Below are 25,486 nucleotides of genomic sequence, written 5' to 3' on the forward strand. Positions count from 1 at the left end.
TACTCGGCTCCTAATGAGCCATTCAATGAGCGCGTTCGAGGTAAGTCGTACTTACGACGGTCGTCCCTCCGGACGGGGGATGGCCCGATGAGCACCGATATCACCGATTCCGAGGACGCGACCGACACCGGGAGCGTCTCGAAGGACGGAGTGGCCGGTGCCGATACCGAGGCCGCCCCCGGTCCGGGTTCCGAGGGCGAGCAGCCGGGGATTCGATCCCAGGCCGAGGGCGGCATCGTCGCCCAACTCCGCCTCGACCACGCGGCCCTGTTCCTGCGACCGACCCTGCGGGACGCGCCGGCGGTCACCGTCGAACCGGCGTACTGGACCACCATCGAACCCGGCCGGACGGTCGTCTTCGTCACCGTCTACGGACGTGACTTCGACCCCTTCGAAACCGCTCTCACAGCCGATCCGACCGTCACCGATCCGGTGCTTGTCGATCGCTACTCCGACAGCCGAGTCTACCGCGTGACGCTTACCGACCGCGCAGTGACGGTTACCGCGGAAACCGCCGCGCTCGGTGGTCGCCTGCTCGATCTCTCGAGTTCCCGCGACGGCTGGCTCGTCCAACTTCGCTTTCCCGACCGCGAGCGACTCGTCGCGTTCAACGACTACTGTCGCGAGCACGAGATCTCAGTCACGGTCGATCACCTTCGGGTCTCCGACGACGAGAGCGAGGGGGTCGTCGCCCTGACCGACAAACAACAGGCACTCCTCACCGTCGCCCACGAAGAGGGGTACTTCGACGTGCCGCGGGGCATCTCCCAGGACGAACTCGCGGAGCGGCTCGACGTTTCGAAGTCGGCGGTCTCCCAGCGGCTCCGGCGGGCGATCGGCGAACTGTGCGCCGCGGCGCTCCCCTGACCGCACGTCCCGGCCGGTGACCGCAAGCGGTGTTCAGCAGTGGCAGCGCCGTCCGAGTTCGCGCGCGAGAAAAAACGACTCGTCGATCGTCTCGAACCGTGTCCGCTCGAGGGTGACCGATTCCGGCCCCATCGATCCCGTTCCGGGGCGGTCCTTACTCCTCGTCGTCGTCCTTCATCGATCCGAGCTGGTCGACCAGCTCGTCCGTCGAGACGTCGGACTCGAACGACATTTCGCCCTGATGGTCGTTTTCGTGGACGTTGACCGCCTCTACGTCCTCATCGTCCGTCGTCTGCTCTTGTTGTTCGGATTCGTCGTAGCTACCAAAACCCATATGCACGCGTCCCGCCCCACCGCAAAAGGTGTGGCGGTTCGTTCTATCACCGGCGCTCGACCGGCAGTGGCTCGCCGCGCTGCGCGGCCGAAGGCCGTCCGCTCGCGGGCGTCCCGAGTCGTGCCGCTCGTTTCCCCTCCCTACCGATCGTTGGGGGCCGATACCGGTCGTTCGATGCCCCGTACACGAGCGTCGGTCGGCTGTTCGGGTATCATACTTTTCGGACATCCGCCCTCGACCCGAAACAACGCCGTGAGCGGCGCTGAAACGGCCGTATTGTGGAACCCACTCGCAGACGGGACGGTCAGGATGCGATACTCGAAACGCCGGTCATCGACAGTCAGCCAAGGAGTACCTGCGGACTACGGGATTTAGTAGTCCGTCTATAGTAATGGGTTCGGGAGGGATGAATTCCGCTCATGGTTGCGTACCGTCTACCATCTCGATCGCTTGCGATGGATCGGCAGGATATCACGTCGCCGCTCCTGCCGTCGTCGGTCGGGGACCGAGCCGACGACGCGTCGCCCCTAGAAACTGACACCGTGTCCGGGCCACACGAGCATCCCCACCGGCCCGCCGGTCGGTGAACAGCCGATGTGTGGAATCATCGGCCGCGTCGGCGACGGGAACGCGCTCGAGCCGTTACTGACGGGACTCGAGAACCTCGAGTATCGTGGCTACGACTCGGCCGGCGTCGCCGTCCAGAACGGCTCGGGAATCAACGTGGCAAAACGCTCCGGGCGGGTCGAGGAACTCAAGGAGTCGATCGGGGACCCCATTCAGGGGACGGTCGGGATCGGCCACACGCGTTGGAGCACGCACGGGCCGCCGACCGACGCGAACGCCCATCCCCATACCGACGAGAGCGAAGACGTCGCCGTCGTCCACAACGGGATCATCGAGAACTACGCCGCGCTCAGGGACCGACTGGCGGCCACCGGCTACGAGTTCACGAGCGACACCGACACCGAGGTCATTCCGCACCTCGTCCAGTACTACCTCGACGGCGGCTTCGACAGCGAGGCGGCGTTTCGCCGGGCCATCGCCGAACTCGAGGGCAGTTACGCCGTCACCGCGATGGTCTCCGGCGAGCACGTCCTCTACGCCGCACGACAGGGCTCGCCGCTCGTCGTCGGCATGGAGGACGGCGAGTACTTCCTCGCGAGCGACGTGCCGGCCTTTCTCGAGTACACCGACAGCGTGGTCTATCTCGAGGACGGCGATGTCGTCATCGTCGACCAAGACGGTGTCGAGTTCACGGATCTCGACGGGAATCCGGTTACGCGGCCGTCCGAGACCGTCGAGTGGGACCCCGAGCAGGCGGGCAAGGGTGAGTACGATCACTTCATGCTCAAGGAGATTACCGAGCAACCGACCTCGTTGGCCCAGGCGATCGAGGGGCGGGTCGATCCGACGAACGGACGGATCGCCCTGTCCGATTTCGGACCGGGCACGTTCGACGATATCGATAGCATCCAGTTCGTCGCCTGTGGCACGTCCTATCACGCCGCGCTCTACGGTTCGCTGGCGCTGACCCAGGCCGGCGTGCAGTCGACCGCGCACCTGGCCAACGAGTACAGCGTCTCGGCCCCGCCGATCGATGACGACACGCTGGTGATCGCGGTAACACAGAGCGGCGAGACCGCCGACACGCTCAACGCGCTCCGGCGAGCACGGGCCGAGGGCGCGGCCACGCTCACGGTGACGAACGTCGTCGGATCGACGGCCGCCCGCGAGGCCGACGACGCCCTCTTCATCCGCGCCGGCCCGGAGATCGGCGTCGCGGCGACGAAGACGTTCTCCTCGCAGGCCGTCATGCTCACGCTGCTTGCCCAGCGCATCGCCGGCGACCTGCGGGACGGGCCGGCGGCCGACCTCGAGACCCTCCTTCCGGAACTCGAGTCGATGCCCGGACGGATCGAAACCCTGCTCGACGAGTCCGACGCCGACCGGATCGCCGAGCGGTACCGCGGGAGCCAGTCGTACTTCTTTATCGGACGCGGACTCGGCTACCCCGTGGCGCTCGAGGGCGCGCTGAAGTTCAAGGAGATCACGTACGAGCACGCCGAGGGCTTCGCCTCCGGGGAACTCAAGCACGGTCCGCTGGCGCTGGTCACACCCGAGACGCCGGTGTTCGCGATCTTCACCGGTCAGGAGGACGAAAAGACGCTGAAAAACGCCGAGGAGGCCCAGACCCGCGGCGCGCCCATGATCGCGGTCTGTCCCGACGACCATCCGGCCGTCGAGGCCGCCGATGAGCATCTCGCGATTCCCGAGACCGAGCCCGATCTGGCCGGGTTGCTCGCGAACGTCCAACTCCAACTCGTTTCGTACTACGCCGCCGACCTCCTCGGTCGGCCGATCGACAAACCCCGCAACCTCGCCAAGAGCGTCACCGTCGAGTAGGACGGCCGCTCTCAGTCCCCCGTTCCGACCGGCCGCGGACAGTACTCGCCGACAGCGTCCGGCTTCCGAGCGGAGTCTCCGTCCCCAGTAGAAGCGGGTGACGACGAGCCGCACCGACAGCTATCGGAGTGCCGCGACGAGTCGGCAGGAGGAAGTCACTCCGTGGCGAGTGCGACGAGGCGGGACGCCGATCGGACTCGAGTAGGGTCATCGAAGCCGCAGGACCTGAGACCACCCCCGTAGCCCGGTCCGCACGGCGTCGGTGGTCGCGACCCGTACTCGAACGATGTCGGAATCGAACGTGGAGGGTCTGTGCGATCGAGCCGCGGCGACGGACCACCCGGCTCGTGGGTATCGACCGATACCCTCCAATTGAACTAGGAATCGCCCGTGATATAAAGGGCACACCTGATAGCTACGGGCGGTCCGGATCGTGCCTGACCGGTGCTCGAGCGGACGGTCCCGACGATATTTCCCGACGGTCCGGAGGCGGGGAGGGTCGACCGACCCGTTCGACGCCTCACCGGCCGGCCGATAGCCGGTGTGCCGACCGCGTAATATCGGATTACTCGTTCGAAACGATCTCTTTCTCTCGCGCGAGGCGTCGACACTCTCGATATTCGGAGTGTCTTGCTCACTGCCAGATCACGACCGAAAGCCCCGACTAACGACGGGCCAGTTGATTATGCAGTCTATAGTAAATACCGTTCTGTCGGTACGGGCTGTTGATGTCGACGGATCAATCCGCGAAGTGGACGCCGATGTCGTCACGATCGCAAACGAGCGCCCCTCGCTGTGTCAACTGCGGAAACCAGGTGACGCGTCAGTTCGCCCGCGTCTTCGGTGATAACCGCGATGTCGTCCATGCCTGTCCCGACTGTGCGACGTACCGCGAGATGAAGACCTCCGATTTCATTCCCGAAGAAGCTAGATAGCCGGTCCGTCCGGATGTCCCCCCTTGAGCGCCGCTGGCGCTGCCGTCTCGGTATCGAACTGACTCGGACCGCTCCTCGCTGTCCTCAGTGGTCTGCCGCCGTCGTCTCGGTGACGAGTCCCTTCGCGGTCTCGAACAGGTCCGCCGCGTCCGATTCCGACCGCGCCTCCGCGGTTACCCGGATCAGCGGCTGAGTTCCGCTGGCGCGAAGCAGGAACCAGCCGTCCTCGGTCTCGACTCTGACACCGTCGAGCGTGTCGACCTCCTCGTATCGCGTTCGAACGCGCTCAGTCACGTCGGTCATAACCGCCGTTTTATCCGCGACGTCGAGGGACGTTCGCCGGAGCGGATATCGATCGATTCCGGCGACGCGGTCGGACAATGGTCCTCCGTCGGCGACCAACTCGACCAGTTTACAGGCCGCCAGCGGTCCGTCCGGGCACCGCGTCTCCTCGGGCCAGATCCAGGCACCGCTCGGTTCCCCGCCGAAGACGACATCGGGTTCGGTCGTTCGCTCCGCGACGTAGACATCCCCGACTCGCGTCCGGGTCAGCGATGCGCCGACGCCGGCCAGTACGTCGTCGACGGCGAGACTGGTGTCGACGGGAGCGGCGACGCGGTCGCCTTCGCCCGCCGCTTCTCCGGCGAAGATGGCGAGAAGAACGTCCTTCGGCACGAACGCTCCCGTTTCGTCGACCGCGACCATCCGGTCGGCGTCGCCGTCGTGTGCGATTCCCACCTCGGCGGCGGTCTCCGCGACGAGCGCCGACAGGGTCTCGAGGGTCTCCGCGGTCGGCTCGCTTGGCCGCCCGGGAAACGAGCCGTCCTCCTGCCCGTTCAGAGTTCGCACCTGACAACCGAGGTCGTCGAGCACTGCCGCCGTGATCCCGCCGGCACCGTTCCCCACGTCGACGACGACGCTGGGCCCGCGCTCGAGAGCGACCGCGTCCCGGATCGCGGCGGCGTGGTGGTCCCGGACGCCCTCGCGACGATAGCGGTCGCCGACGCCGTCCCAGTCGGCCAGTTCGTAGTCGTCCTCGCGAATCCGTCGCTCGATCGCCGCGCGCTGGTCGGGGCCGAACGCCTTCCCCGATGGGTTCCAGAGTTTGATCCCGTTGTCCGTCGCCGGGTTGTGCGAGGCCGTCACGACGATGCCCGCGTCGGCCTCGAGATGGGCGACCGCGCGGGCGATCGTCGGCGTCGCCTCGACGCCGACCGTGATCACGTCCGCCCCGCACTCGCGCAGCCCCGCGCCGACCGCGTCGACGAGCATCGGCCCGCTCTCGCGGACGTCGCGACCGACGACGACGCGCTCGTATCCCTCCGAGGCGACCGCTCGGCCGACCGACAGTGCCAGCTCCGCCGTCACGTCGCTCCCGACCCGTCCGCGAATGCCGCTGGTTCCGAACATAGCCGCTTCTGAGAGCGGCGAGTGCCTTACTATGCACGGGTTAACTACGACGGTCAGGCCGCGGTTTCGGTCCGTGCGCCGCCGCTGTGTCGTCGTCTCGAGGCTCGCCCGGCGACCGCCGTTCGTAACGGCCCGACTCGGCCGGGCCGGCGGCGCTCGATCGTTAGTTGTCCCCTAGATTTCTGAACTGTCGGTGCTGTCTATATGAGTCTGGCCGGTACGCTCGAGTGAGAATGAGACCGGCAGAGCCTTCCGCCGCCGGACGGACTCCGGCGGCCGACGGACCCACGCCGCGGCTCCCACCGACCGACGCGACGAACGACGACCGACCGTCGCCCCGAGGCAGCCACACAGACCGCTCGAGGGCCGAACGGAGTGGTCGACACCGATGAGCACGACCGAACCGGACGCCGAACTCGACGGCGACAGCAAGACCGACGACCGCGGTGACGGCGGAGACGAGTGGGACCGTGAGAGCGGTCTCTCCGAACTCCCGCCCAGCGCGAAACTGGTCTACAAGGTCCTCGAATACGAAGCCCCGCTGACCCAGGAGGGGATCGCGGCCGAGTCGCGGCTCTGTTCCCGAACCGTCCGCTACGCGCTGGGGAAACTCGAGGAGCAGGACTTGATCTCCAGCCGCGCCTGTCTCGAGGACGCCCGTCAGTCGAAGTATCAGCTCGTCGACCCGGAGACACCTTGACACGGCCATCGGCTGGTATCTCACCGGGAACCTGTTGATACACTCTCCCAATTAGCGCTGATTAATGCTGACTCATGTCTCATCTCAAAAACGGGACCACCAGAGTCACCGTCTGCTTGGTCCGTGCTCACTTTCACTCTCTCTCCATCCAGATCAGTACATTGGAAGGACAGAGACGAATGAGACAGGCCAATCTTAGATATATTGAATTAATCAATTTGAACTATAGGGTTTTTACATAGGCTATTTAATCTTCGTGGGTTATGTGATGCTATGGACCGAAGGAAACTACTGAAGGCCCTATCCATCGGTACTATCTCCCTTTCTGGATGCCTGTCGGAAAGCAAGCAAAGTCGATCACAACGGGGGGCTTCGTTACCACCTAACTCTTCCACTACAAGTAACACAGACCGTTCGGAGTTACCTGAGTATGCTCCGGAATATACGTATCTAGATTTTCAAATAGGGAGTGAAAATACAGTAACAGACCCGGAACAGAACCAACCTCATGAGATAGGGATTTGGAACGCAACTGCCGAGACGTTCGGAATAACTGTCGAAATATTTGAGCAGCCAACTGAGTCCGCTGTTCTCAGCGGCACGTATCGGCTCCCGTCCGATACTGATCTCTCACTCACACTGTTAGAGCCGGCAACCTATCTCGTTCGGATACAGCCCGTGACAACTGACGCGAAAGAATCACTGCACATCCCTCGCGACCGATTCGATTGCAATGCCTCTACTACCCACGTTGGAATCCGTGAAAACGGGCGTATCAACTCGACTCTTCTGACGACGACGAGGGAATGTGACTAATTTGAGGCGATCATAGACGAACTCACGCGTTGCATCACGTTCTCACAATCCTGCAACTCCCCTTTCGGCCGGCTCGACCAGTTGTGCTGGACGTCTTTTCGATCATTGAGGCCCTCCGATCGGCTGCCAACTGCATACTCGTCACGAGAGTTCGGGGTCAGCCGAGTCGATGCGGCGTATTCGACGGCTGCCTTACCGGTGTTTCTGATACCGATCGACGAGCAGATCGATCCCGAACACGCCGGCCGTGATCTCGTACTGGGTCTCGAGGCGGGGGTTGAACTTCGCCTTGTACCGGTTGATGCTCGGGACGCCGGCCCCGACGAGGTCGTACTCGTCGATGCCGCCGTGCAGGCCGTCGCGCATGACGTGCCAGTCTAACAGGTCGTTGATCGCGATATCGACGCCGGCGTCCGGCTTGACACCACCCTGCCATCGATACCGCGTTCGGTCGGACTCGACGACCAGAATTCCGCCGAGAAACTCGCCGTCGACGCGACAGACGTAGGGTCGAATCGCGCCGTCGGGCAGCGTCTCGTGTAGCGACCGTGCGAAGTCGGTGCTCAGCCGGAACGGCTGGCCCTGGCTCTCGTAGCGGTCGCGGACCTTTTCGACGATGCGCGCAACGTCGTCGGTGTCACCCTCCGCGATCGTGTAGCGGTCCCCGTCGGCGTTCCGGATGTTACTCCGCGCGTCGCTGCTGAACCGTTTCAGTAACTCGTCCTCGCTGCCCTCGAGATCGACGACGTACGTGTGACCGGGTTCGACATCGTACTCGTTCCAGACGAACGGCCGGATGTCGTCGAACTCCGCCGTGACGAACTTGCTGTACAGCGGCGCGATTTCGTCTTCGATCCGCTCGAGACAGCCCTCGATGAAGCGTTTGGTTCGCCGGTCGGCCTTCCGGCGTTTGAGTTTGTCCACGTTGAGCAAGGAGGGGCCGAGGTACGACGTCCACGAGTGGGGAGCCGGCGAGAACGCACCGGTGACCGGCCCCCTCGTGTATTCGAAGACGGGAAAGACGCCGACCGGCTCCTGGCCTTTGAAGCCGGCGAGCAGATAGGGTGTCGATCCGGTGTCCTCGGCCTGTAACCGGAGCGCTTCCGCCCGGAAGAAGGGATTCGTTCCGTCGGAGCGCTCGACGTAGCGGTTCCACTCGTCGGCATTGATCCGTGGGTCGAGGGCGCGGATTTCCACGCTCATAAATACCCCAAATCGGACAGTCGGTTTTCGACCGTCTCGTCGTCGGTCGCCGTGATCGGCTCCGGATCGTACGCCGGATACGGTCGCTCCGTAGTCTTGTCGATAACCGGGAGCGTGGTCCCGTCCATCGCGGCGTCGATCGGGATATCGAAGAGCGAACAGATCGTCGGCGCGATATCGAAAATCGTCGCTCCCTCGAGGGAGACGGACTCGTCGAACGCCGGTCCGGCGGCCGCGACGACGCCGGTTCGCTTGTGATTCCACGGCTCCATCGGATCGCCGAACCGCTCCTTCCCGAGGCTGGCGTCGATCGCCGTATCGAACGCCCGCGGAACCGTCACGATGTCGGGTGCCTCGTCGACGTGTGGGCCGTCGAAGTAGTGCTCCCTCGGTTCCACGGCGTCGAACATCCGGTCACCGTCGGGCGTTCGGACGGCCGACAGCGTCTCGATGAGTTCCTCGCGGACGGTCTCGTACTCCCCGGGCGGTACCTGTCCGTTCGGCTCGCGGCCCGCGAGATTGATCCGGACGCCGAGTTCGCTCTTCGAGCGGACGTAGGCGTTCGACTCGGGGAAGTCGACCTGTTCGCTCGCGGCTCGAATCATGTCGTTCGGGACGCGCTTGCCGATCGGTTCTTTCAGTCCGACGCGGTCGAGCGCGCTCGCCACCCGCTGGGTCGTGAGCCCGACGCCCGCGGCGAGGTTCATCGCCCGCTCGAGCGGGCCTGCCGTGTGATCGCCGGCCTCGGCTCCCTCGAGTAGATCGTTCTCCCAGGACTTCGACCAGTCGGGCATTCCGTCGCCGCCGCTGCGAGCGCTCACGTAGCCGCGCTCGCGGAGGAACTCGTTGACCCGGAACTCGTCGCCGGTCACCTTCCCCATGCCGTGGTCGCTGACGACCAGCACGTTCTCGGGCTCGGTTCGCTCGATGGTCGCCGCGAGCTGTCTGTCGACCTCGCGGTAGACCGCTTCGATCGCCCGTTTGTCACCGGGCCGTTCGTGAAACACCGAGTCGGTTTGCTGGAACTGGAGGAAGCCGAAATCGGGCGCTATACGGCGTGTGAGATAGCGAAACGCGTTCCCACGGAGTTCGATCGTCCGCACGTATCCCTCGATCGATCGGTCCGGTGCCGGCCCGCTCTGCGGATAGACCCAGTACTCGCCGCCACAGGCAAGTTTCACGTCCTCGAGAATCCCATCGGGGTGGCAGTCCGGGTTCTCGGGCGCGGTCAGTCCCGGAATCAACGCGCCGTCGAACGCCCGTGCTGGATGGGTCACGGGTACGTTGACGACCACACTCGAGAACCCGTGCTCGCTCAGGAGTTCCCAGACCGGCCGCGCCCTGACGTGGGTCGCGTTGACGACGTCCCAGTCGTAGCCGTCGAACGAGAGGAAGTCGTAGACACCGTGTTTGCCCGGGTTTTTGCCAGTGTACAGCGATGGCCAGGCGCTGGCCGTCCACGGCGGAATTTGGGACTCGAGCGGTCCCGCCGTTCCGCGATCGAACAGCCCCTCGAGGGTTGGAAGTTCGCCCGACTCGAACAGTGACTCGAGCACCGGCCGACAGCCGGCGTCCAGCCCAACGACGAGCAGACGAAGGTCTTTGTTGTCGGTCGAACCTGCCATGGACGCGGTGTCCGTTCGCCCGTGCTTTGTTATGCAACTGCTGGCCGACTGTAAGTTCGTACTGGCGGTTCTACGGGCGGAATAGCAGTTCAAACGATGTGAGTGTCGATCGCGCCGGTTGACTGTAAGACGCGATTGGCACGCGACCGTGGGCTGTATCGCCCCTATCACTAAGGGCGCGGCTGGGTCCGTCTTACGTCGATGATCGGCTCTACTACTGGCTTCCCGTCCCGCCGCTTCGTATGATCGATGCCACGCCGTCGGTGTTCGACGCGTCATTTTCGGGGACGGGGCCGGGGATCGATGCGTTCATCGACCGGTACGCACCCGACAGCACGCACACGTACTACGGCTCGGGGAAAGTTGCACTCCGGGACGGCCTCGCCGGACTCGTCGACCCCGGCGACAACGTCATTGTTCCCGCCTTCCTCTCGCCCGCCGTCGTCGAGCCGTTCCACGAACTCGGCCTCGAGCCGCGGTACTACGCCATCGAAGAGTCGCTCGCACCGGATTTCGCCGATCTCGAGGCACGGATCGACGCCGACACCGCCGCCGTCGTATCGGTCAACTACTTCGGCTTCCCCCAGCCCGGCCTCGAACGACTCGCCGCGCTGACCGACGAGTACGACTGCTATCACGTCGATGATAACGCGCACTCACCGCTCAGTGTCCGCGACGGGACCCTGCTTGGCACGCACGGTGATCTCGGCATTACGACGCTGCGGAAACTCCTCCCCGTTCCCGACGGGGCCGTCCTCTACTGTACGGACGAGACGGTCACAGCGCAGTTCGCGCCCTCGTCGCTTGCCGGCCGGTCGAATCGCATCGCGACCGCTGATTGCCGGTTCGTGGCCGCCTCGATCGCCGAACGCGTCCTTCGGACCAGCCCGTCGCTGTACCGCTCGGTCGAGGCGATCCTCGCTGACGGGGTGGTGGACTCGTCGTCCGTAGACCCCGACAGCCGATACGAGGCCGCCAAAGTCCCGATGTCGAAGCTTTCCGCGATCGTCGCCGACGCCGTCGACCCGGATGCGATCCGGGCTGCTCGCCGGGAGAACTTCCGTGCGTGGCGGCGAGTCGTCGCCGACCGTGAGGACGTGAGACCGCTCTACGACCGACTGCCGGAGGGTATCAGCCCGTACGAGTTCCCCGTCCGAACGGCCGATCGCGACTCGTTTCTCGCGGCGCTCGAGGAACGTGGTGTCGTCGGTGCCCACTCCTGGCCGATCCTCCGCGAGACCGTCCGTGAGGCGGACACGTACGAGACGTCGATCCGACTCGCGGACGATCTCGTCGCGCTTCCCGTCCATCAGGGGATCGAGCCGTCGGCCATCGAGACGGTCGGCGATCGGCTTCGACCGTGACGGATCGTCGCTACTGAAACGGTCGAGACACTGACCACAAACCGTCATGCGGTCGGGCGTGTCTCGAATTTCGGTGGCGACTATAGCGCCGCCCGCCCGTTTCGATCCGATCGGAGCGCACTCCGTTACTCGCCCGCCGCCGCGGCCGGCAGTTCCGCCCGCACGTCGCCGGCCAGCGCGTACGTCCGTTCGCCGGCCCGCTCGAGCAACCCGGCCGTCCGGAGCTCCGAGACGAGACTCTGGACTGCGACCCGCGATCGATCGACTCGAGCGGCGACGGCCACCGTCTCCAGCGGGCCGTCTCGCGCGAACACGCCCAGGATCTCCGCGGCCGTCTCGCGCGAACACTGCGACCCCTCGCACGCGCGGGTGACGCGCTCGTTGATCCACCGGGTCTCGAGCAGGTCCGGGAGGTCGCGTTCCTCGTCCATGACGACGGACCCCGGCTCGTCCACGGTGTCCGTCTCCGACGCCGCGTCCGCGTCGGCGGGCGTGTATCCGAACTCGATGTCGTCACCGCCGGCCTGGACGATCGCCGACCCGTCCGCGTCGGCACCGCTGCCGTCGGCCCCGACCGTCGCATCGTCAGCATCCCGCTCGGGACGCTCCTCGCGCTCGAGATCGCGGACGACCGCGCGCAACTGCTTGTTTTCGTTCCGGAGTCGATCGACTTCCGCCGCTCGATCCGCAAGCTGCTCCTCGAGGTGCTCGATACGGTCGTCGCGCGCGGCGAGGTCCGCCTCGAGTTCGTCTCGCTCGGCCTCGAGCTCGGCGATCTCCTCGTGGAGTCGGCGTACGTCCTCGCTGCCGCCGGGAAGTTGCGACTGGACCGTGTCCGTGTTCTGCAAGGCGTCGGCCATCTGTCTGGCCGCACTCGAGACATCACGCGCCGAGGCGAGATCGTCCTCCAACGTTTCGATCCGTTGTTGCTTTTTCTCGAGTTCGGCCTCGAGTTCGGTGATGCGGTCCTGTTCGCGCTCCGTGCGCTCGGAGATGTCCTGGAGGTCGCCGACCAGCGCGTCGGAGACGGACTTGAGTTCGGGGCGCTCGAAGTCGTCCAGGCCGGGCGTTGCTCCGGCGTCGAAGGTCCGCTTCCGGCGAAACTGGATTTTCCGGACGTCGACTTCGGTCCAGTCGGTTTGGACGAACGCCTGTCCGTCGTTGAGATCCGAGACGAGTTCCGAGTACTCGGTGTCGATGATCCGGCCGACGACCTTCGTGTCGTTGTCCCATGTCAGCCGATGCCATACTAGCCAGTTTGCCTGTGTGATGAAGTCCTTCTTCACGTCGGCGGGTCGCTGGCTGATTCCCACGATTCCCAGGCCGTGTTTCCGGCCGCGCTTGCTGATCTTGATCAGCAGGTTGCCGGTCTCGCCGACGCCGCCCCCCTCCGGGATGTACTCGTGGACCTCCTCGACGACCAGCAGGAACGGCTTCTTCAGCTTTTTTTCCTTGACGAACAGCTGCCGGGCGATCTTCCGCAGGAGTTCGTCCGCGACGTCCTCGTCGAGATACCCCGACACGTCGAGGATGACCGGCACGTTCTCCTCGAGCGCCAGCGTCGCCATCTGCTCCGCGTGTTCCGGCCCGATCTGAATGTCACACTCCTCGTCGGCCCCCGCGTGGAGCATCTCGTACTCCTCTTTGAGCCCGTAGTACTCCCCGTCCGTGTCGACGATGAGCAGGGGATACCCGGCCTCGAGCAGTTCTTCGGCGATCACCGACGCGGTGTTTGACTTCCCCGAGCCGGACTTGCCGGTGACGAACCCGCGACCGGTGAGGAGTTCGACGACGGGCAGCTGCAGATCGGCTCCGTCGGCCGTCTCGCCGACGTGGATCAGGCGCTGCCTGGAGCCGTCGCTCACCGATCGACCACCCCGGTCGTGCGCGGTTCGTTCATACTATCTGTACAGTCCGAACACGCAACCTTCAATATTGGCCTCGCGTCCGCCGTCGCCGTCGGCCGGCAACCGCCGCCTGCGCCGCGGTGGGTGCGGCCGACGGGCGTTCTCGAGTCCGATCAATCCGCGTCGCGCTCGACCGTCCGCTCGCGGACCGTCATCCCCTTGCGACCCAGATGCTGGAGTTGCTTCCGGGCGAAGTCCTCCTCGCGGGTCCCGCGGGTCGCGAGGACGTAGACGAGCGCGCCGCCGGCGGGCCGCATCGTCCGGCCGGCACGTTGGGTCCCCTGCCGGCGCGAGCCGCCCAGCCCCGAGGCGACGATCGCCAGATCGGCCGTCGGCAGGTCGATCCCCTCGTCGCCGACCCGCGAGATGAGCAACAGATCGCGCTCGTTCCGTCGGAACTCCTCGAGCAGCCGCCGACGCTCGTGGTGTGGCGTCTCGCCGCTGAGGAAGGGTACGTCGAGCGCCTCGGAGAGCTCCCCGCCTTGCTCCAAGTAGTCGACGAAGACGATGGCCTTCGCGTCGGGGTGGGCCGACAGCAGGTAGCGGACCTCGTCGATCTTGCCCCGATTGCGGGCGGCGATCCGATACTTCTCACGGCCGTCGGCCGAGCCGTAGGCGTTCGCCTGCTCGTCGTCGCCCCACGGCACGTACCGGATCTCGAGTTCGGGTTCGGCGACGTGGCCCGCGTCGAACAGCGCCTCCCAGTCGGTGCCGATCGGCGGTCCGACGAGGGTGAAAATCTCCGTCTGGCGGTCGTCCTCCCGGATCGGGCTGGCCGACAGCCCGAGCCGGTGTTTGGACTGGAGGTGCGTGCTCCGCCGGTAGACGTCCGAGGGGACGTGCTGGCACTCGTCGAAGATCACCAGCCCCCACTCGCGGTCGTCGAACAGCGAGCGGTGCCGATCCATCCCCGCGATCTGGTAGGTAGCGATCGTCACCGGCCGCACCTCCTTGCGGCCGCCGTGGTACTGGCCGATCTGATGGGGCTCGAGCGAGGTGTACTCGACGATCGTCTCGGCCCACTGCTGGGCGAGGTCGCGGCTCGGCACGAGGACGAGGGTCTCGCCCTCGACGTGGGCCATCGCGCCCATCGCAGCTACCGTCTTCCCGCTGCCTGGCGGACCGACGAAGACACCCTCGCCGGCCTCTGTAAAGCGATCCACCCACGTCCGCTGGTAGTCCCGCAGCGACACCTGCAGGTCGGTCGCCAGTTCCTCGCCGGACTCGAGTTTGCGGTGGTCCTGAACTGGATAGCCGGCTTCATAGAGGATGCGCTTGATCGCGGCCTCCGCCCCTTCCCGGACCCAGTCTTCCGTCTCGGAGATCGGCGCGTGGACGTGTTCCTCGTCGAGCTTCTGGCGGGCGACGTTGCCCATGATCTCGGGGCTCTGGGCCTCGAGCACGGTGTAGCCGTCCTCGTGGGTTGTCAGGCGGAACTGGTGGGCACGGTCCCACTGGCTCTCGACCCAGTCCTCGAGTTGGTCGGCCCGCTGGCCGAGCGCCTGTCGCATCGTCCGCGCGAGTTCGTCGAAGGAGTCGTGGGGCGTCCCCCAGATATCCTCGGGCCGGACGACGTAGCGATAGCCCTGCTCGCCGTTCCCGTCCGCGAGGTGGGCGAACTGCGAGAGTTGCGCGCGGGTGAACTGCTCGGGGCGGTCGACGATGATCTCCCGTCGTTTCGGAAAGACGACGACCCGCTCGCGGTCGGTCAAATCCTCGAGTTCGCTCGGATACCAGACCACGGGGTCCGTCGAGACGGCGTGGCGCTCGATGTCGCCCGTGTCGGCGAGGGCCTCGAGTCGTGCGGTCGCTTCCTCGTGGGGAATCTCGAGCGCACGGGAGACGGCCGCGGCGGTAAGTACGGGTCGTCCCTCCCGTTGACTGGCGTCGTGGAAGTCGGCGATCGTGAACTCGGCGTCGCCCGGCTCGTTCTCGTCGCCGGCGTCGATCGGCTCCGTGTCACCCGACGCTGCGGGGTCGCTTCGCTGCTCGTCGGCGGGCGTCGAAGAACGGTCGTCGGTCACTGGCGAGTCGTAACGTCGGTGCGGATAAACCGATTTCGCTCGCCGACGGTGGGTCGTCGAGCGTCCCTATCCGTGGTGATCGGACGCCCGAACCAGGATAGCTATATTTGGCTGGACGGCGTTTCGTTCCGGTATGTACCGCGCGATCCTTCCCGAAGGACAGATCGAATGCGATCGGTACGACCACGCCGAGAACGGCGTCGAACTGTACGACGAGGACGGCACCTTCATCGCCTTCATCCCGTACGCGAACCTCCACGCGCTGGCCGACGAACGGCTCTACACCGAGAGCACCAGCGAGGGCGAGCGGTCGATCATGTAGCCGGCTGCTGATCGATCGCCTCGAGTTGCTCCCGATATCGGTTGCGGACGGTGACGACCGTCGTTTGGGCGGTTTCGGCGACCGCTCGCTGGGGGATGGTCTCGTCACAGAGGAGCCCGGCGGCGTAGATGGCCGCGGCGGCGAACCCTGTCGGTGATTTGCCCGAGTGGAGCCCCTGCTCGGTCGTCCGGTCGATGATCTCGATTGCTTTGGTCTCGACGTCGGTATCGACGTCGAGTTCCGAACAAAACCGCGGGACGAACTGTCTGGGGTTCGTCGGTTCGAGGTTGATGTCGAGTTCGTCCGCGATGTACCGGTAGGTTCGACCGATCTCGCGTTGCTCGACGCGTGCGACCGAGGTGACCTCCTCGAGACTGCGCGGAATGTCCTCCTTTCGACACGCGGTGTAGAGCGCGCTGGTCGCGACGCCTTCGATCGATCGGCCCCGGATGAGGTCCTGCTCGAGTGCCTGTCGGTAGATGACGCTCGCGGTCTCCTTGACGGGCTTGGGAACCCCGAGCGCGCTCACCATGCGGTCGATTTCCGAGAGGGCGTACTTGAGGTTCCGTTCGCCCGCGTTCTTCGTTCGGATGCGTTCCTGCCAGACCCGGAGTCGATGGAGTTGGCCGTGTTTGTCCGCCGACATCGAGTGGCCGTTGGCGTCCTTGTTGCGCCAGTCGATGGTCGTCGTGAGCCCGCGGTCGTGCATCGACTGGGTCAGCGGCGCGCCGACGCGCGACAGTTCGTCGTGTTCCTGTGCGTTGAACGCGCGCCACTCCGGCCCGTAGTCGATCGGGTCTTCGGTGAGGACGAGTCCACACTCCGCACAGACTTGCTCACCGCGATCCGGGTCGTGGATGATCGTGTCGGTCTCGCAGTCGGGACACAGACCGGTCTCGACCTCCGTCGACTCTGATTCGGTGCTGCGTTGATCGATGATAGACCGCGTCATCAGTAGCCGGAGGAAACCCTGCCGGCACTGTAATGGGTTCACATGGTTTCGCGGGAAACACCGACTTACGATGCCGCCGGCTGTCAGTCTGCGTGAGGGTTCGCCCGAGCGAACGCGGCGAATTACATACCCGGTTACGGCGGGGTGTCGTTCGCGCGACGGCGGGCGATGACCGCCACCGCTCGAAGAGAGAACGGCAGATGATCGATACGGCCGCCAACTGCCTCGAGCAAACAGAGCGGCAGCCGTATCGAGACCGTGTCCCATCGGTCGTGTCCGGGTGAAACGACCATGGATCGGTCGCTTCGACCCACCGTGGGCAATGCACACATAATACATGAATCGTGGCGATCGTTGTTCTGCCCTGTCGACATAAATCGCCCATTCATGACGTAAATCCGTCGTTCGGTTGTGAACTGTCGCTCGCCTTTAGGTTGGTTGGTTCGAACCTTCGGACCCAGTGCTGTGTTAGTACGTAGTCCCCCGGACCGTGCTCGTCGGTGGCCGTTCGCCGAGCCGACCGCTCGTACGCCGCCGATATACGGGTGCAATCGCCAGATACGACGCGGCGACGCGGGCGTTCGAAATCGCCCGCCATGGCGGCGGCCGAGCGTCGCGGGAGTGCCGTCGAGAAGTCGTTCCGTACCTCCTTTGCAGACGGTGCGAAACGTGGCCGTGCTTAAGAGTATCTCTGTTGGTGTACAACCTGGTGTGTCAATCGTGATTTCGACTCGCCGTTCGAACGTACAGCGGTCGCCGTCGGGACGACGTTCCAGTGACGGGAAGCAGGTCCGACCGGTGCCGAACTCGAATGGTGTCTCTACAACCGGAGGGTCGTCGTAATGTCCTCGATCGATACGTCGTTGCCCGACGAAATCGCCTCGGTTGCCGAGGCCGACGAGGACGAACGCCTCTCGAAGGACGTCATTTTCGAGCTTTTAAAGAATCGCCGTCGCCGGGAAGTCCTCGCGTACTTGCTCGAAGCCGACGAAACAGTTACGCTCGGTGAACTCGCCGAACAGATCGCCGCCTGGGAGAACGATACCGAGGTCAACGCGCTCAGTTCCGATCAGCGGAAACGTGTCTACGTCGCCCTCTACCAGACCCACCTGCCGAAGATGGACGACGCCGGCATCGTCGAATACGACCAGGACCGGGGCCTGATCTCGCTCGCTGACAACGCGGACCTGCTGATGATGTACCTCGATACGGACAGCCACCGACAGGACCGGTGGGATCGATGGTATGCCGCTCTCAGCGTCGTCGGTGCCGCCCTTCTCGGCGCGGCGGCGCTCGGCGCACCGCTGCTATCGACACTCCCGATGCTCGGCCTCGCTGGTGCCGTCGTCGTCACCTTCTTTTGCCTCTCGGTCGCTCACGTCGTTCGGAACCGCTCGCAAGAACGCACCGTCGACGGCAAACTGTCCCGGATCGAGTGACCCGACGTTCGTGACGGCGCTCCCGTGTCCCGAATCCGCGACGACTCTCCTGTCAGTCCGTCCGCTCGAGTGATGGGCGTCTCGGTCGGTGAGTCGCTGCGCTCCTGCCGCCACTCGCTCGAGTGCCGCGACCACGGTCGGCGCGGCCACCGCTCGACGCCATCGGCGTGTCGCCGGCTGTCGATTCGGCCACCTTCGTCTCGGATCGCTGAGAAGGTTTTTATCACACGATTACGTATGTTCGACCGGCTCCCGACGACCGTCATCCAATACCGGAGCAGTCGCGTGCCAGCAGCTGTTCCCGGCGCGGGAGCCGTCTTTCAACTCGTGCCACCTCGGCCGCCGAAACTCGTCCTCGGAGTGACCCGACCTCGAGTCGCGACTCGATGAGGGACCGCTTTCGCGCTTCCGGCCCCGGGCCGAGGGAGCGGTCGATCTCAGCGGGTCGACCCTCGTTGTCGGTAGCAGGCCCATACCCGGTCGCCGTCTCGAGGGCGAGTTAGGGTTCGTGAAGTAATCGGACTAAAACTAATGACCGGCGTCCTGTCCGTCCGCTCATGGTCGTTCGAACCGCAGTCGTCGGCGCAGGAACGGTCTCGCGGGCCCACCTCGCGGGAGCGCGGAACAACCCCGAGATGGAACTGGTCGCGGTCTGTGACCTCGACGAGGACCTGGCCAGGGAGCGGGCTCGGGAGTTCGGGACGATGGCCGTCACGGACGTCACCGAACTGCTCGACGAACTCGACTGTCTGCACGTGTGTACACCGGTTCAGACGCATTTCGATATCGCTCGGCAGGCGATCGAAGCCGGCGTCGCCGTCATCATCGAGAAACCCGCTACCGTCACCGCCGAGGAGGTCGAGCAGTTGCAGGCGCTCTCTCGCGAGCACGAAACGCCCGCAACGGTCATCCACAACCACCTGTTCTATCCGGCCGTTCGCACGGCCCGGGAGCTGATCGACGCCGGCGAACTCGGCCACATCAAGTCCGTTGACACCCTCTATGCGGGACTGACGCCGCCCGATCAGGTCAACCGCGGCTCGTGGGTGTTCGAACTGCCCGGGGGCGAGTTCGAGGAGGGACTGCCACACCCGATCTACTCGGTCCTCGGCATCGGCGGCTGGCCGGAACGCGACGACGACATCTCCGCACAGACCGTCCTCTCGGACCGCTACGAGGAGGACTTCGAGTACGATCAGGCGCAAGTCCAGTACGTCTCCGAGGACGGCGCGCTCTGTACCGTGACGATGCTCTCGGGAACGCTCCCCCAGCGCCTCCACGTGATCACCGGCTCCGAGAAGTCCCTCGTGGTCGACGAGATCAACCAGTCGCTCTACGAGGTCGACGAGGACTACACGTCCTCGGTCATCGCCCGCTCGAAGAAGAGCCTCGACGTCTCGCTGGCCCAGGTCACCAGCACGCTCGAGAACGCGAGATCGGTCGCCACCTCTCGGTTCGACGATAGCTGGGAGACCGAGACGGAGACGAACTCCCACTGTGCGATCTTCGACGGATTCGTCGATGCGATCGAAGGCGACGCCGACGTGCCGGTGCCCCTCAAGCAGTCGAAGTGGACGATCCGCATCATGGAGACCATCCGCGACGCCGCAAAGCCCCGTCCCGAGGCGGACGGAGCGGAGACGGCGGACGCGGCGGACGACGACGCGGCCGAGGAAACCTCCGACGCCGAGTCCGTCTCGACCGACCTCTAGAACTGCCGGTAGCCCAGCCCTCCTCGCTTTCCAATGTCACTGTCACAGCGCATCGTCCGCGGAGTCACGGCCACGTTCGGCGCTGAACTACTTCGACTCGGCGCGCAAGGAGCCATCACCCTGTTGCTCACGCGGGTGTTCCTCTCGCCCGACGAGTACGGCCTCATTTTCCTCGCCATCGCGGTCTTCTCGATCGCGACCCTCTTCGGGACCCTCGGGATTCCGAAGTCGATGGCGAGGTTCGTCACGGAGTACCGGGAAACGGACGACACCCAGATCCGCCACATCGTCCGGTCCTCGATCGCGTTCAACGTCGTTACCGTCGGACTCGTCTGCGTCCTGTTCTTCCTCTGTCGCGGCGCGATCGCGGCCGCGTACGGTGAACCGCGGTTAGAGCCGTTGCTGGCGCTCGGCATCGCGTTCATCGTCGTCAAGGTCGCCCACGGCTACCTGCTGATCGCGTTCCAAGGCTTTGGCGAAGTCACCCTGACCGCAGCGACCAGTACGGTCTCGAGCGTCAGCCGACTCGGCTGCATCGTGCTCCTCCTTGTCGCCGGCTTCGGCGCGTACGGCGCGCTGGCCGGCTTCGTCGCCGGGTACCTGGTGTCCGTCGCCGTCGGCGGGTACTTCCTCTACCGAATCCTCGCGTCGTACCCCGCGACCGAATCCCCAGAGCCCGGGCTCTCGACGCGGATCGGCAGGTACAGTCTCCCGCTGACAGCCTCACAGGGTGCGAACGTGCTGTACAAGCGCGTCGACACGCTGATGGTCGGGTTCTTTTTGACGCCGGTCGCAGTCGGCTTCTACGAACTCGCCAAACAGATCTCTACGTTCGTGATCGCGCCCGCCGACTCGCTCGGCTTTACCGTCGCACCGACGTTCGGCGAGCACAAGTCGTCCGAACGACTCGAGCGCGCCGCTCGGGTGTACGAGCAGTCGCTCGAGTACGTCCTCCTGGTGTATTTGCCGGCGGTCGCCGGCATCGTCCTCCTGGCGGAACCCGGGGTCCGGTTCGTCTTCGGCGACGCGTACACCGGTGCCGCGCCCGTCTTGCAGGTGTTCAGCGTCTTCGTCCTGTTTCAGGCGATCGATAAGATCACCAACGACAGTCTCGATTACCTGGGTCGGGCGACCGAGCGCGCGGTCGGGAAGGGGCTCACCGGCGCGTTGAACTTCGGACTGAACCTCGTATTGATCCCGGCGATCGGCGTCGTCGGCGCGGCGATGTCGACGGCGCTCTGTTACGCGCTCATGGTGTGTTACAACGTCTATCTGATCGATCGGGAACTCGCCTTGCGCTGGCGGCGGCTCGCGACGTCGATCGCGACGGCCGGCGGCGTGACGGTCGCGATGGCCGCCGCCGTCGTGGCGTTACAGCCGCTCGTTACCGGACTCATCACGCTGCTGGCGGTCATCGCCGTCGGCGTCGCAGTCTGGGCGGTGCTCTCCGTCGCGAGCGGTCTCGTCGACATCTACGAGATTCGAGCCTACATCTGACGCGCCCCGCCGACGAAGGACACCGTTCGTGCGCGCTTCTCCCGGACTCGGTCGACTCCGAGGGAGTCGGCGCTCGATGACCGGCTCGAAAACCCCAACGTATTCGATACCAGCAATACTTGACTGATCGACAGGCGAGAGTGTCAGCGCGTTCGGACGAAACGGCGGTAATATACGATTACCGCGACGCCGTGTTGCGGTCCCACTATAAAACATACAGCTTATAATACGATATACTAACCAACAAACATCGATGAATATCTGAACTTCTGTTTATTTTATACAGATTTAAGCGGAAAGTTTATGGGGGCATATTCTCCTTAACCGAACGCATGGCACGCGACAATTCGGTATTGGATGATGGCGATTCCGCGGATAACGCCCTCGAAAGCAGTGATACGAGCGGTAACAACGAATTACTCGACCGTCGCTCGTATCTGAAGCTGACTGGTGCGGCGTCCGTGATCGGCGGCGGGTTCGCGACCGGTACCGCGGCCGCCCAGGACGACTACGAAGTCATCGAGGCGTCCAACGAGTGGTACACCATCGACGACGGCGAGGTCTTCGAGAACAAGATCATCGACTTTTCGAACGGCAACTGGTTCGGGCTTTACGCTCGAGAGTCGACGAACTGGACGATCCGGAACGTCGGCTTCGTCGGGACCCACCGCTACGACAGACACGCGATCGCGGTCGCCGACGTCGACGGCAACACGTCGACGATCGAAAACGTCTATATGGGCGACGGCTGTGTGCGCCCGAGCAGCTACAGTTCCCACGGACAGTGTGGGATCTGGGTCGCGCCGGAACACAGCGGGCATATCGACATTCGGCACTGTAACGTTCAGGACTGGCCCAACAACGGGATTTACGCGTCCGCGCCCGGATACAACGGCAACGGCGGCACGGTCCACATCGATCGTTGCTACGCGGCGAACAACTACGTCTCGAGCTTCCGTCTCAGCTCCGACGGCTCGAAGTGTACGGACTCCGTCGCGTACAACGACGGCAACGGCCGCTACAACGGTCGGTGTTTCTGGGGCTGGAACCCCGGCCGGATGGAGGTCACGGGCTGTGACTTCAGCTCCGGTTCCTACAACGACGCGATCCACCTCGGTCGAAACGGTGAGACGACGCGAATCCGCATCGCGGACACGCAGTTCGACGGCATCAGCCAGCGCGGTGACGTTCGTCTCACTCGCGGGGACGGACTCGGCTCGAACCCCGACCTCTCGATGCCCGACGGGGTGCCGACCTCGGCTGAGGAGGCCGCAAGCGGCAGTTCGTCCGGCGATCAGTCCGGCACCGAGCCGTCGACCGACGACTCCGACGGCTCGTCGCTGGCGAACACGGTCGTCTTCGACGGGAACGGCACGTCGGACACGACGAGCTACGAATTCGTCGTCAGCGAGGCGGTCGAGCCCAGCACTGACGAGAACGCGACGATCGACGCGGCGGCCTCGGTCGACGGCACCCGCGCCAGCGGTACCGTCGCCGACTACCTCGACGCGTTCCGCTTCGACGGGGAAATCGAGCGCCTGTCCGTTGACGGCGACGCGACCGTTCGGGTCAACGGCGTCGAGATCGACCCTGCGGATATCGACGACGTTCTGGACGACATCATCGTCATCGACGGGAGCGACGAGGACGTGACTCGCTACGAGTTCACCGTCAGCGGCGAGGCCGAACGGAGCGGGTACGAGGGTGCCTCGATCGACGACGAGGACGCCATCGAGGACGGCACCGTCTACGGTGTCGTCGCCGACTGGAAGGACGCCTTCCGGTACAGCGGCGAGGTCGACCAACTGACCGTCGATGGACCGGGTACCGTTTCCATCAACGGCGATCGTATCGATCCCGCCGACTACGGGTCCGACCTCCCTCACGTCCTCGAGGTAGAGGGGACGGGAACCCCGGTCGGCTTCGAGATCACGGTCGACGGCAACATCGAACTCGCTTCCGACGAAGCGCCGGAAGACGTGGCGACGACGATCTCCGGCTCGACGGTCCAGAGCACCGTCACCGACGGCAGCCTCCGCTTTCGTTTCTCCGGGACGCTAACCGACGTTTCGCTGATCAACGGGACACCCACCATCACCGTTGACGGTGACGAGATCGATCTCGAGGAGTACGGCGACCCCGAACTGCTCCCCCACGCGGTCGTCTTCGACGGAACCGAAACGGCCGAGCCGAGCACGTATTCGTTCCGCGTCGACGGGAAGGTCATTCAGGCCGAGTACCGCGACGCGTCGGTCGACGAGAACGATATCGTCGAGGACACGACGGTCCGCGGCGGCGTCGGCAACTGGCTCGACGCCTACTGGTTCGACGGCGATATCGAGGACTTCCGGATCCTCGGCGACGCGACGGTCGACGTACAGTACAACGCGCGCGAACAGTAGTCGGCATCGGTCACTGACGCAGCGTCAGTGAGTCGCGATGCGGCACCTGTGATCGGCGCGATCTACTTGTTTTGCTCGTTCCGGTTCGATTCTCGGGCCGCAAGAACCCGCCAGCCACGGCCCTCCGCCGTAACCGGCGCGCGGTCGCCGTCGCGGATCGGTACGCACTCACGGGTAACACAGTATTACTGCCGGTCCTCCCTCCGGATCGTCGTTCTCCGTCGCTCGGTCCACATCGCCACAGTCCGTCGGTCGCTGCCGACCGCACCCGACGGCAGCGGCCACGACCGGTGCGGAAGCGATCCGTTCTCGAGTCCGCTCTCTGCACGCCGACGGCTCACTGCCGTTGGAGCGTCGGATGTCCCGTCGTGCTGTCGCGGTCGTCCCGCGAGACCGTGGGGAGACGCGGCTAGTCAGTGTGTCGCTCGAATCAGGTCCGAAAAACGAGACTGGAAAACCGGTCGCGGGGATAGCGTCCGCGCACCGAGCGTCACGTGGCGGAGAGCGTCACGTCAGCGGGGACCGAAACGGCGTGTGAGGGGGGACGTACACGCGTCGGAGGGCGGGATCGGTCGCGTCAGCGGGTCGATGCTCCGCGAAAACGGGCAGCCTCGTTACTTCTGTGAACCGGCCGCGGCTTCTTCGGGGCTCGTCGGGACGCCCTGCGGGATGAACGCCTCGGGGTCGGTCCCGACGCCGTCGCCGAGTTGGACGTTCGAGCCGGCGTGTTCGGCGATGCCGGCCCCGTCGTCGTAATCGGTGTTCGTGACGGCGATCTCGGTCGGGTTCCCGTTCGCACCGGCGTCGATGGCGGTGTTCTGTCCGTTCATCTCGATCTGGCAGTCCTCGACCTCGATCGTCCCCGGGGCCCAGCCCCAGATACCGCGGCCGACGTACCCGTGACTACCGTCGACGTAGACGCTCGAGTTCGTGACCTTGCTCCCTTCGGTCGCCAGTCGGAAGTGCGAGACGTAACAGTTCGCGGCGAAACTGCTGTCGATGTGGATCGTTCCGCCACCCTTGGTGCCGGGTGCGGAACCGTAGATCGCGTTGTCCGCGAACTTTTGGATGTTGACGTTCTCGAAGTCGATGTGGCCGTTGTGGTCCGGCGCGACCCAGAAGGCCGTCTGTCCGTGGCCGTTCGGGTTCCCGTTCCCGGTGCTCGAGCCGTCGCCGAGATAGACGTTCTCGACGGTACAGGTGCCGCCGCTCGTATCGGAGATGCCGAACGTGGCGGTCCCGGTGCCGGAGGTGTTCTTGCCTTTGAAGCCGACGTTCCGGATCGTCCAGTCGCTGCTGTGAGCGGTAATGATGATGTCCTGGCCGGTCGTCATATCGATGAGTTTGTTCTCCCAGGTCTCACCGGCGTCGATGGTGATCGTCTGTCCCTCGGCTTCGATGACCTCGTAGTCGTCCTGAGCGGCGGCCGTGCCGGCCCCGCCGATCGCGGTCGCTGCGGTCGCCACGGCGGCGAGCGAGCGAACGTAGTTACGGCGGCTTAATCCGCTGTTACGGCCTGCAGTCGGAGTGGATTCCGTCTCGGACGTACGGGGGTTCTGCGCCATACATGT

18 protein-coding genes are annotated in these 25,486 nt (G+C 64.8%); 10 read left to right on the forward strand and 8 right to left on the reverse strand.

What is annotated here, in order from left to right; all coding sequences use genetic code 11:
- Positions 1 to 87 precede the first annotated feature (87 nt).
- Positions 88 to 867: a helix-turn-helix domain-containing protein gene (locus tag C487_RS04115; RefSeq protein WP_006184420.1), complete on the forward strand. Its 780-nt coding sequence runs from the start codon at positions 88 to 90 to the stop codon at positions 865 to 867.
- Between the two features lie 154 nt (positions 868 to 1,021).
- Here C487_RS04115 and C487_RS04120 read toward each other — a convergent pair whose 3' ends face one another.
- On the reverse strand, positions 1,022 to 1,201 hold the full coding sequence (locus C487_RS04120) for a DUF5786 family protein (RefSeq protein WP_006184421.1): 180 nt from the start codon (positions 1,199 to 1,201) through the stop codon (positions 1,022 to 1,024).
- Positions 1,202 to 1,795: 594 nt separating this feature from the next.
- On the opposite strand from C487_RS04120, the gene glmS reads away from it, so the two are divergent.
- Together glmS and C487_RS04130 are read left to right on the forward strand one after the other, a co-directional pair.
- Positions 1,796 to 3,607 (forward strand): glutamine--fructose-6-phosphate transaminase (isomerizing), encoded by a 1,812-nt coding sequence (gene glmS / locus C487_RS04125; RefSeq protein WP_006184422.1) that lies wholly within the window; start codon positions 1,796 to 1,798, stop codon positions 3,605 to 3,607.
- A gap of 728 nt (positions 3,608 to 4,335) precedes the next feature.
- Positions 4,336 to 4,542: a DUF7563 family protein gene (locus tag C487_RS04130; RefSeq protein WP_006184423.1), complete on the forward strand. Its 207-nt coding sequence runs from the start codon at positions 4,336 to 4,338 to the stop codon at positions 4,540 to 4,542.
- Positions 4,543 to 4,626: 84 nt separating this feature from the next.
- Here C487_RS04130 and glmM read toward each other — a convergent pair whose 3' ends face one another.
- Positions 4,627 to 5,952, reverse strand: coding sequence for a phosphoglucosamine mutase (glmM, locus tag C487_RS04135; RefSeq protein ID WP_006184424.1), 1,326 nt, complete (start codon positions 5,950 to 5,952; stop codon positions 4,627 to 4,629).
- A 388-nt stretch (positions 5,953 to 6,340) separates the two neighbouring features.
- Here glmM and C487_RS04140 point away from each other — a divergent pair, with 388 nt between their 5' ends.
- On the forward strand, positions 6,341 to 6,652 hold the full coding sequence (locus C487_RS04140) for a MarR family transcriptional regulator (protein WP_006184425.1): 312 nt from the start codon (positions 6,341 to 6,343) through the stop codon (positions 6,650 to 6,652).
- Positions 6,653 to 7,660: 1,008 nt separating this feature from the next.
- On the opposite strand, the gene C487_RS04145 is transcribed toward C487_RS04140, so the two are convergent.
- Together C487_RS04145 and C487_RS04150 are read right to left on the reverse strand one after the other, a co-directional pair.
- Entirely contained in the window at positions 7,661 to 8,671 is a 1,011-nt protein-coding gene (locus C487_RS04145; protein ID WP_006184426.1) for a lipid II:glycine glycyltransferase FemX, read from the reverse strand.
- The gene (locus C487_RS04150; RefSeq protein ID WP_006184427.1) at positions 8,668 to 10,296 is read right to left on the reverse strand and encodes an alkaline phosphatase family protein; all 1,629 of its coding nucleotides are present in this window, start codon (positions 10,294 to 10,296) and stop codon (positions 8,668 to 8,670) included. Before C487_RS04150 ends, C487_RS04145 begins: the two co-directional genes overlap by 4 nt.
- A gap of 242 nt (positions 10,297 to 10,538) precedes the next feature.
- On the opposite strand from C487_RS04150, the gene C487_RS04155 reads away from it, so the two are divergent.
- Positions 10,539 to 11,660 carry a DegT/DnrJ/EryC1/StrS family aminotransferase gene (locus C487_RS04155; protein WP_006184428.1) on the forward strand — a complete coding sequence of 374 codons (1,122 nt, stop codon included), beginning with the start codon at positions 10,539 to 10,541 and terminating at the stop codon, positions 11,658 to 11,660.
- 125 nt (positions 11,661 to 11,785) lie between these two features.
- Here the strand turns inward: C487_RS04155 and C487_RS04160 are convergent, their stop codons facing one another.
- Positions 11,786 to 13,525, reverse strand: a complete 1,740-nt coding sequence (locus tag C487_RS04160; RefSeq protein ID WP_006184429.1) for a helicase HerA domain-containing protein — start codon at positions 13,523 to 13,525, stop codon at positions 11,786 to 11,788.
- Between the two features lie 155 nt (positions 13,526 to 13,680).
- Positions 13,681 to 15,591 (reverse strand): DEAD/DEAH box helicase, encoded by a 1,911-nt coding sequence (locus C487_RS04165; protein WP_006184430.1) that lies wholly within the window; start codon positions 15,589 to 15,591, stop codon positions 13,681 to 13,683.
- Positions 15,592 to 15,724: 133 nt separating this feature from the next.
- On the opposite strand from C487_RS04165, the gene C487_RS04170 reads away from it, so the two are divergent.
- Complete coding sequence (locus C487_RS04170) at positions 15,725 to 15,913, forward strand: hypothetical protein (RefSeq protein ID WP_006184431.1); 189 nt, start codon at positions 15,725 to 15,727, stop codon at positions 15,911 to 15,913.
- On the opposite strand, the gene C487_RS04175 is transcribed toward C487_RS04170, so the two are convergent.
- A complete protein-coding gene (locus C487_RS04175; RefSeq protein ID WP_006184432.1) occupies positions 15,906 to 16,865 on the reverse strand; it encodes a transcription initiation factor IIB in 960 nt (319 codons plus the stop codon). The two genes, C487_RS04170 and C487_RS04175, sit on opposite strands and share 8 nt — an antisense overlap.
- Before the next feature lie 842 nt (positions 16,866 to 17,707).
- On the opposite strand from C487_RS04175, the gene C487_RS04180 reads away from it, so the two are divergent.
- The 4 genes from C487_RS04180 to C487_RS04195 all read left to right on the forward strand — a co-directional run bounded on the left by C487_RS04180 (position 17,708) and on the right by C487_RS04195 (position 23,915).
- Positions 17,708 to 18,304, forward strand: coding sequence for a DUF7344 domain-containing protein (locus C487_RS04180; protein WP_006184434.1), 597 nt, complete (start codon positions 17,708 to 17,710; stop codon positions 18,302 to 18,304).
- A gap of 557 nt (positions 18,305 to 18,861) precedes the next feature.
- Entirely contained in the window at positions 18,862 to 20,016 is a 1,155-nt protein-coding gene (locus C487_RS04185; protein ID WP_006184435.1) for a Gfo/Idh/MocA family protein, read from the forward strand.
- A gap of 33 nt (positions 20,017 to 20,049) precedes the next feature.
- Positions 20,050 to 21,513 carry a flippase gene (locus C487_RS04190; RefSeq protein ID WP_006184436.1) on the forward strand — a complete coding sequence of 488 codons (1,464 nt, stop codon included), beginning with the start codon at positions 20,050 to 20,052 and terminating at the stop codon, positions 21,511 to 21,513.
- A gap of 332 nt (positions 21,514 to 21,845) precedes the next feature.
- Positions 21,846 to 23,915 (forward strand): right-handed parallel beta-helix repeat-containing protein, encoded by a 2,070-nt coding sequence (locus C487_RS04195; RefSeq protein ID WP_006184437.1) that lies wholly within the window; start codon positions 21,846 to 21,848, stop codon positions 23,913 to 23,915.
- Between the two features lie 614 nt (positions 23,916 to 24,529).
- Here C487_RS04195 and C487_RS04200 read toward each other — a convergent pair.
- Positions 24,530 to 25,480 carry a hypothetical protein gene (locus tag C487_RS04200; protein ID WP_049907899.1) on the reverse strand — a complete coding sequence of 317 codons (951 nt, stop codon included), beginning with the start codon at positions 25,478 to 25,480 and terminating at the stop codon, positions 24,530 to 24,532.
- Between the last annotated feature and the right edge of the window lie 6 nt (positions 25,481 to 25,486).

Source organism: Natrinema pallidum DSM 3751 (assembly GCF_000337615.1).
Lineage (GTDB): Archaea > Halobacteriota > Halobacteria > Halobacteriales > Natrialbaceae > Natrinema > Natrinema pallidum.

Coding starts and splice junctions, on each gene's coding strand:
- C487_RS04120 (WP_006184421.1), bottom strand. CDS start 1,201: ATGGGTTTTGGTAGCTACGACGAATCCGAACAACAAGAGCAGACGACG.
- C487_RS04195 (WP_006184437.1), top strand. CDS start 21,846: ATGGCACGCGACAATTCGGTATTGGATGATGGCGATTCCGCGGATAAC.
- C487_RS04130 (WP_006184423.1), top strand. CDS start 4,336: ATGTCGACGGATCAATCCGCGAAGTGGACGCCGATGTCGTCACGATCG.
- C487_RS04190 (WP_006184436.1), top strand. CDS start 20,050: ATGTCACTGTCACAGCGCATCGTCCGCGGAGTCACGGCCACGTTCGGC.
- C487_RS04140 (WP_006184425.1), top strand. CDS start 6,341: ATGAGCACGACCGAACCGGACGCCGAACTCGACGGCGACAGCAAGACC.
- C487_RS04175 (WP_006184432.1), bottom strand. CDS start 16,865: ATGACGCGGTCTATCATCGATCAACGCAGCACCGAATCAGAGTCGACG.
- glmM (WP_006184424.1), bottom strand. CDS start 5,952: ATGTTCGGAACCAGCGGCATTCGCGGACGGGTCGGGAGCGACGTGACG.
- C487_RS04185 (WP_006184435.1), top strand. CDS start 18,862: ATGGTCGTTCGAACCGCAGTCGTCGGCGCAGGAACGGTCTCGCGGGCC.
- C487_RS04200 (WP_049907899.1), bottom strand. CDS start 25,480: ATGGCGCAGAACCCCCGTACGTCCGAGACGGAATCCACTCCGACTGCA.
- C487_RS04115 (WP_006184420.1), top strand. CDS start 88: ATGAGCACCGATATCACCGATTCCGAGGACGCGACCGACACCGGGAGC.
- C487_RS04155 (WP_006184428.1), top strand. CDS start 10,539: ATGATCGATGCCACGCCGTCGGTGTTCGACGCGTCATTTTCGGGGACG.
- C487_RS04145 (WP_006184426.1), bottom strand. CDS start 8,671: ATGAGCGTGGAAATCCGCGCCCTCGACCCACGGATCAATGCCGACGAG.
- C487_RS04170 (WP_006184431.1), top strand. CDS start 15,725: ATGTACCGCGCGATCCTTCCCGAAGGACAGATCGAATGCGATCGGTAC.
- C487_RS04150 (WP_006184427.1), bottom strand. CDS start 10,296: ATGGCAGGTTCGACCGACAACAAAGACCTTCGTCTGCTCGTCGTTGGG.
- glmS (WP_006184422.1), top strand. CDS start 1,796: ATGTGTGGAATCATCGGCCGCGTCGGCGACGGGAACGCGCTCGAGCCG.
- C487_RS04180 (WP_006184434.1), top strand. CDS start 17,708: ATGTCCTCGATCGATACGTCGTTGCCCGACGAAATCGCCTCGGTTGCC.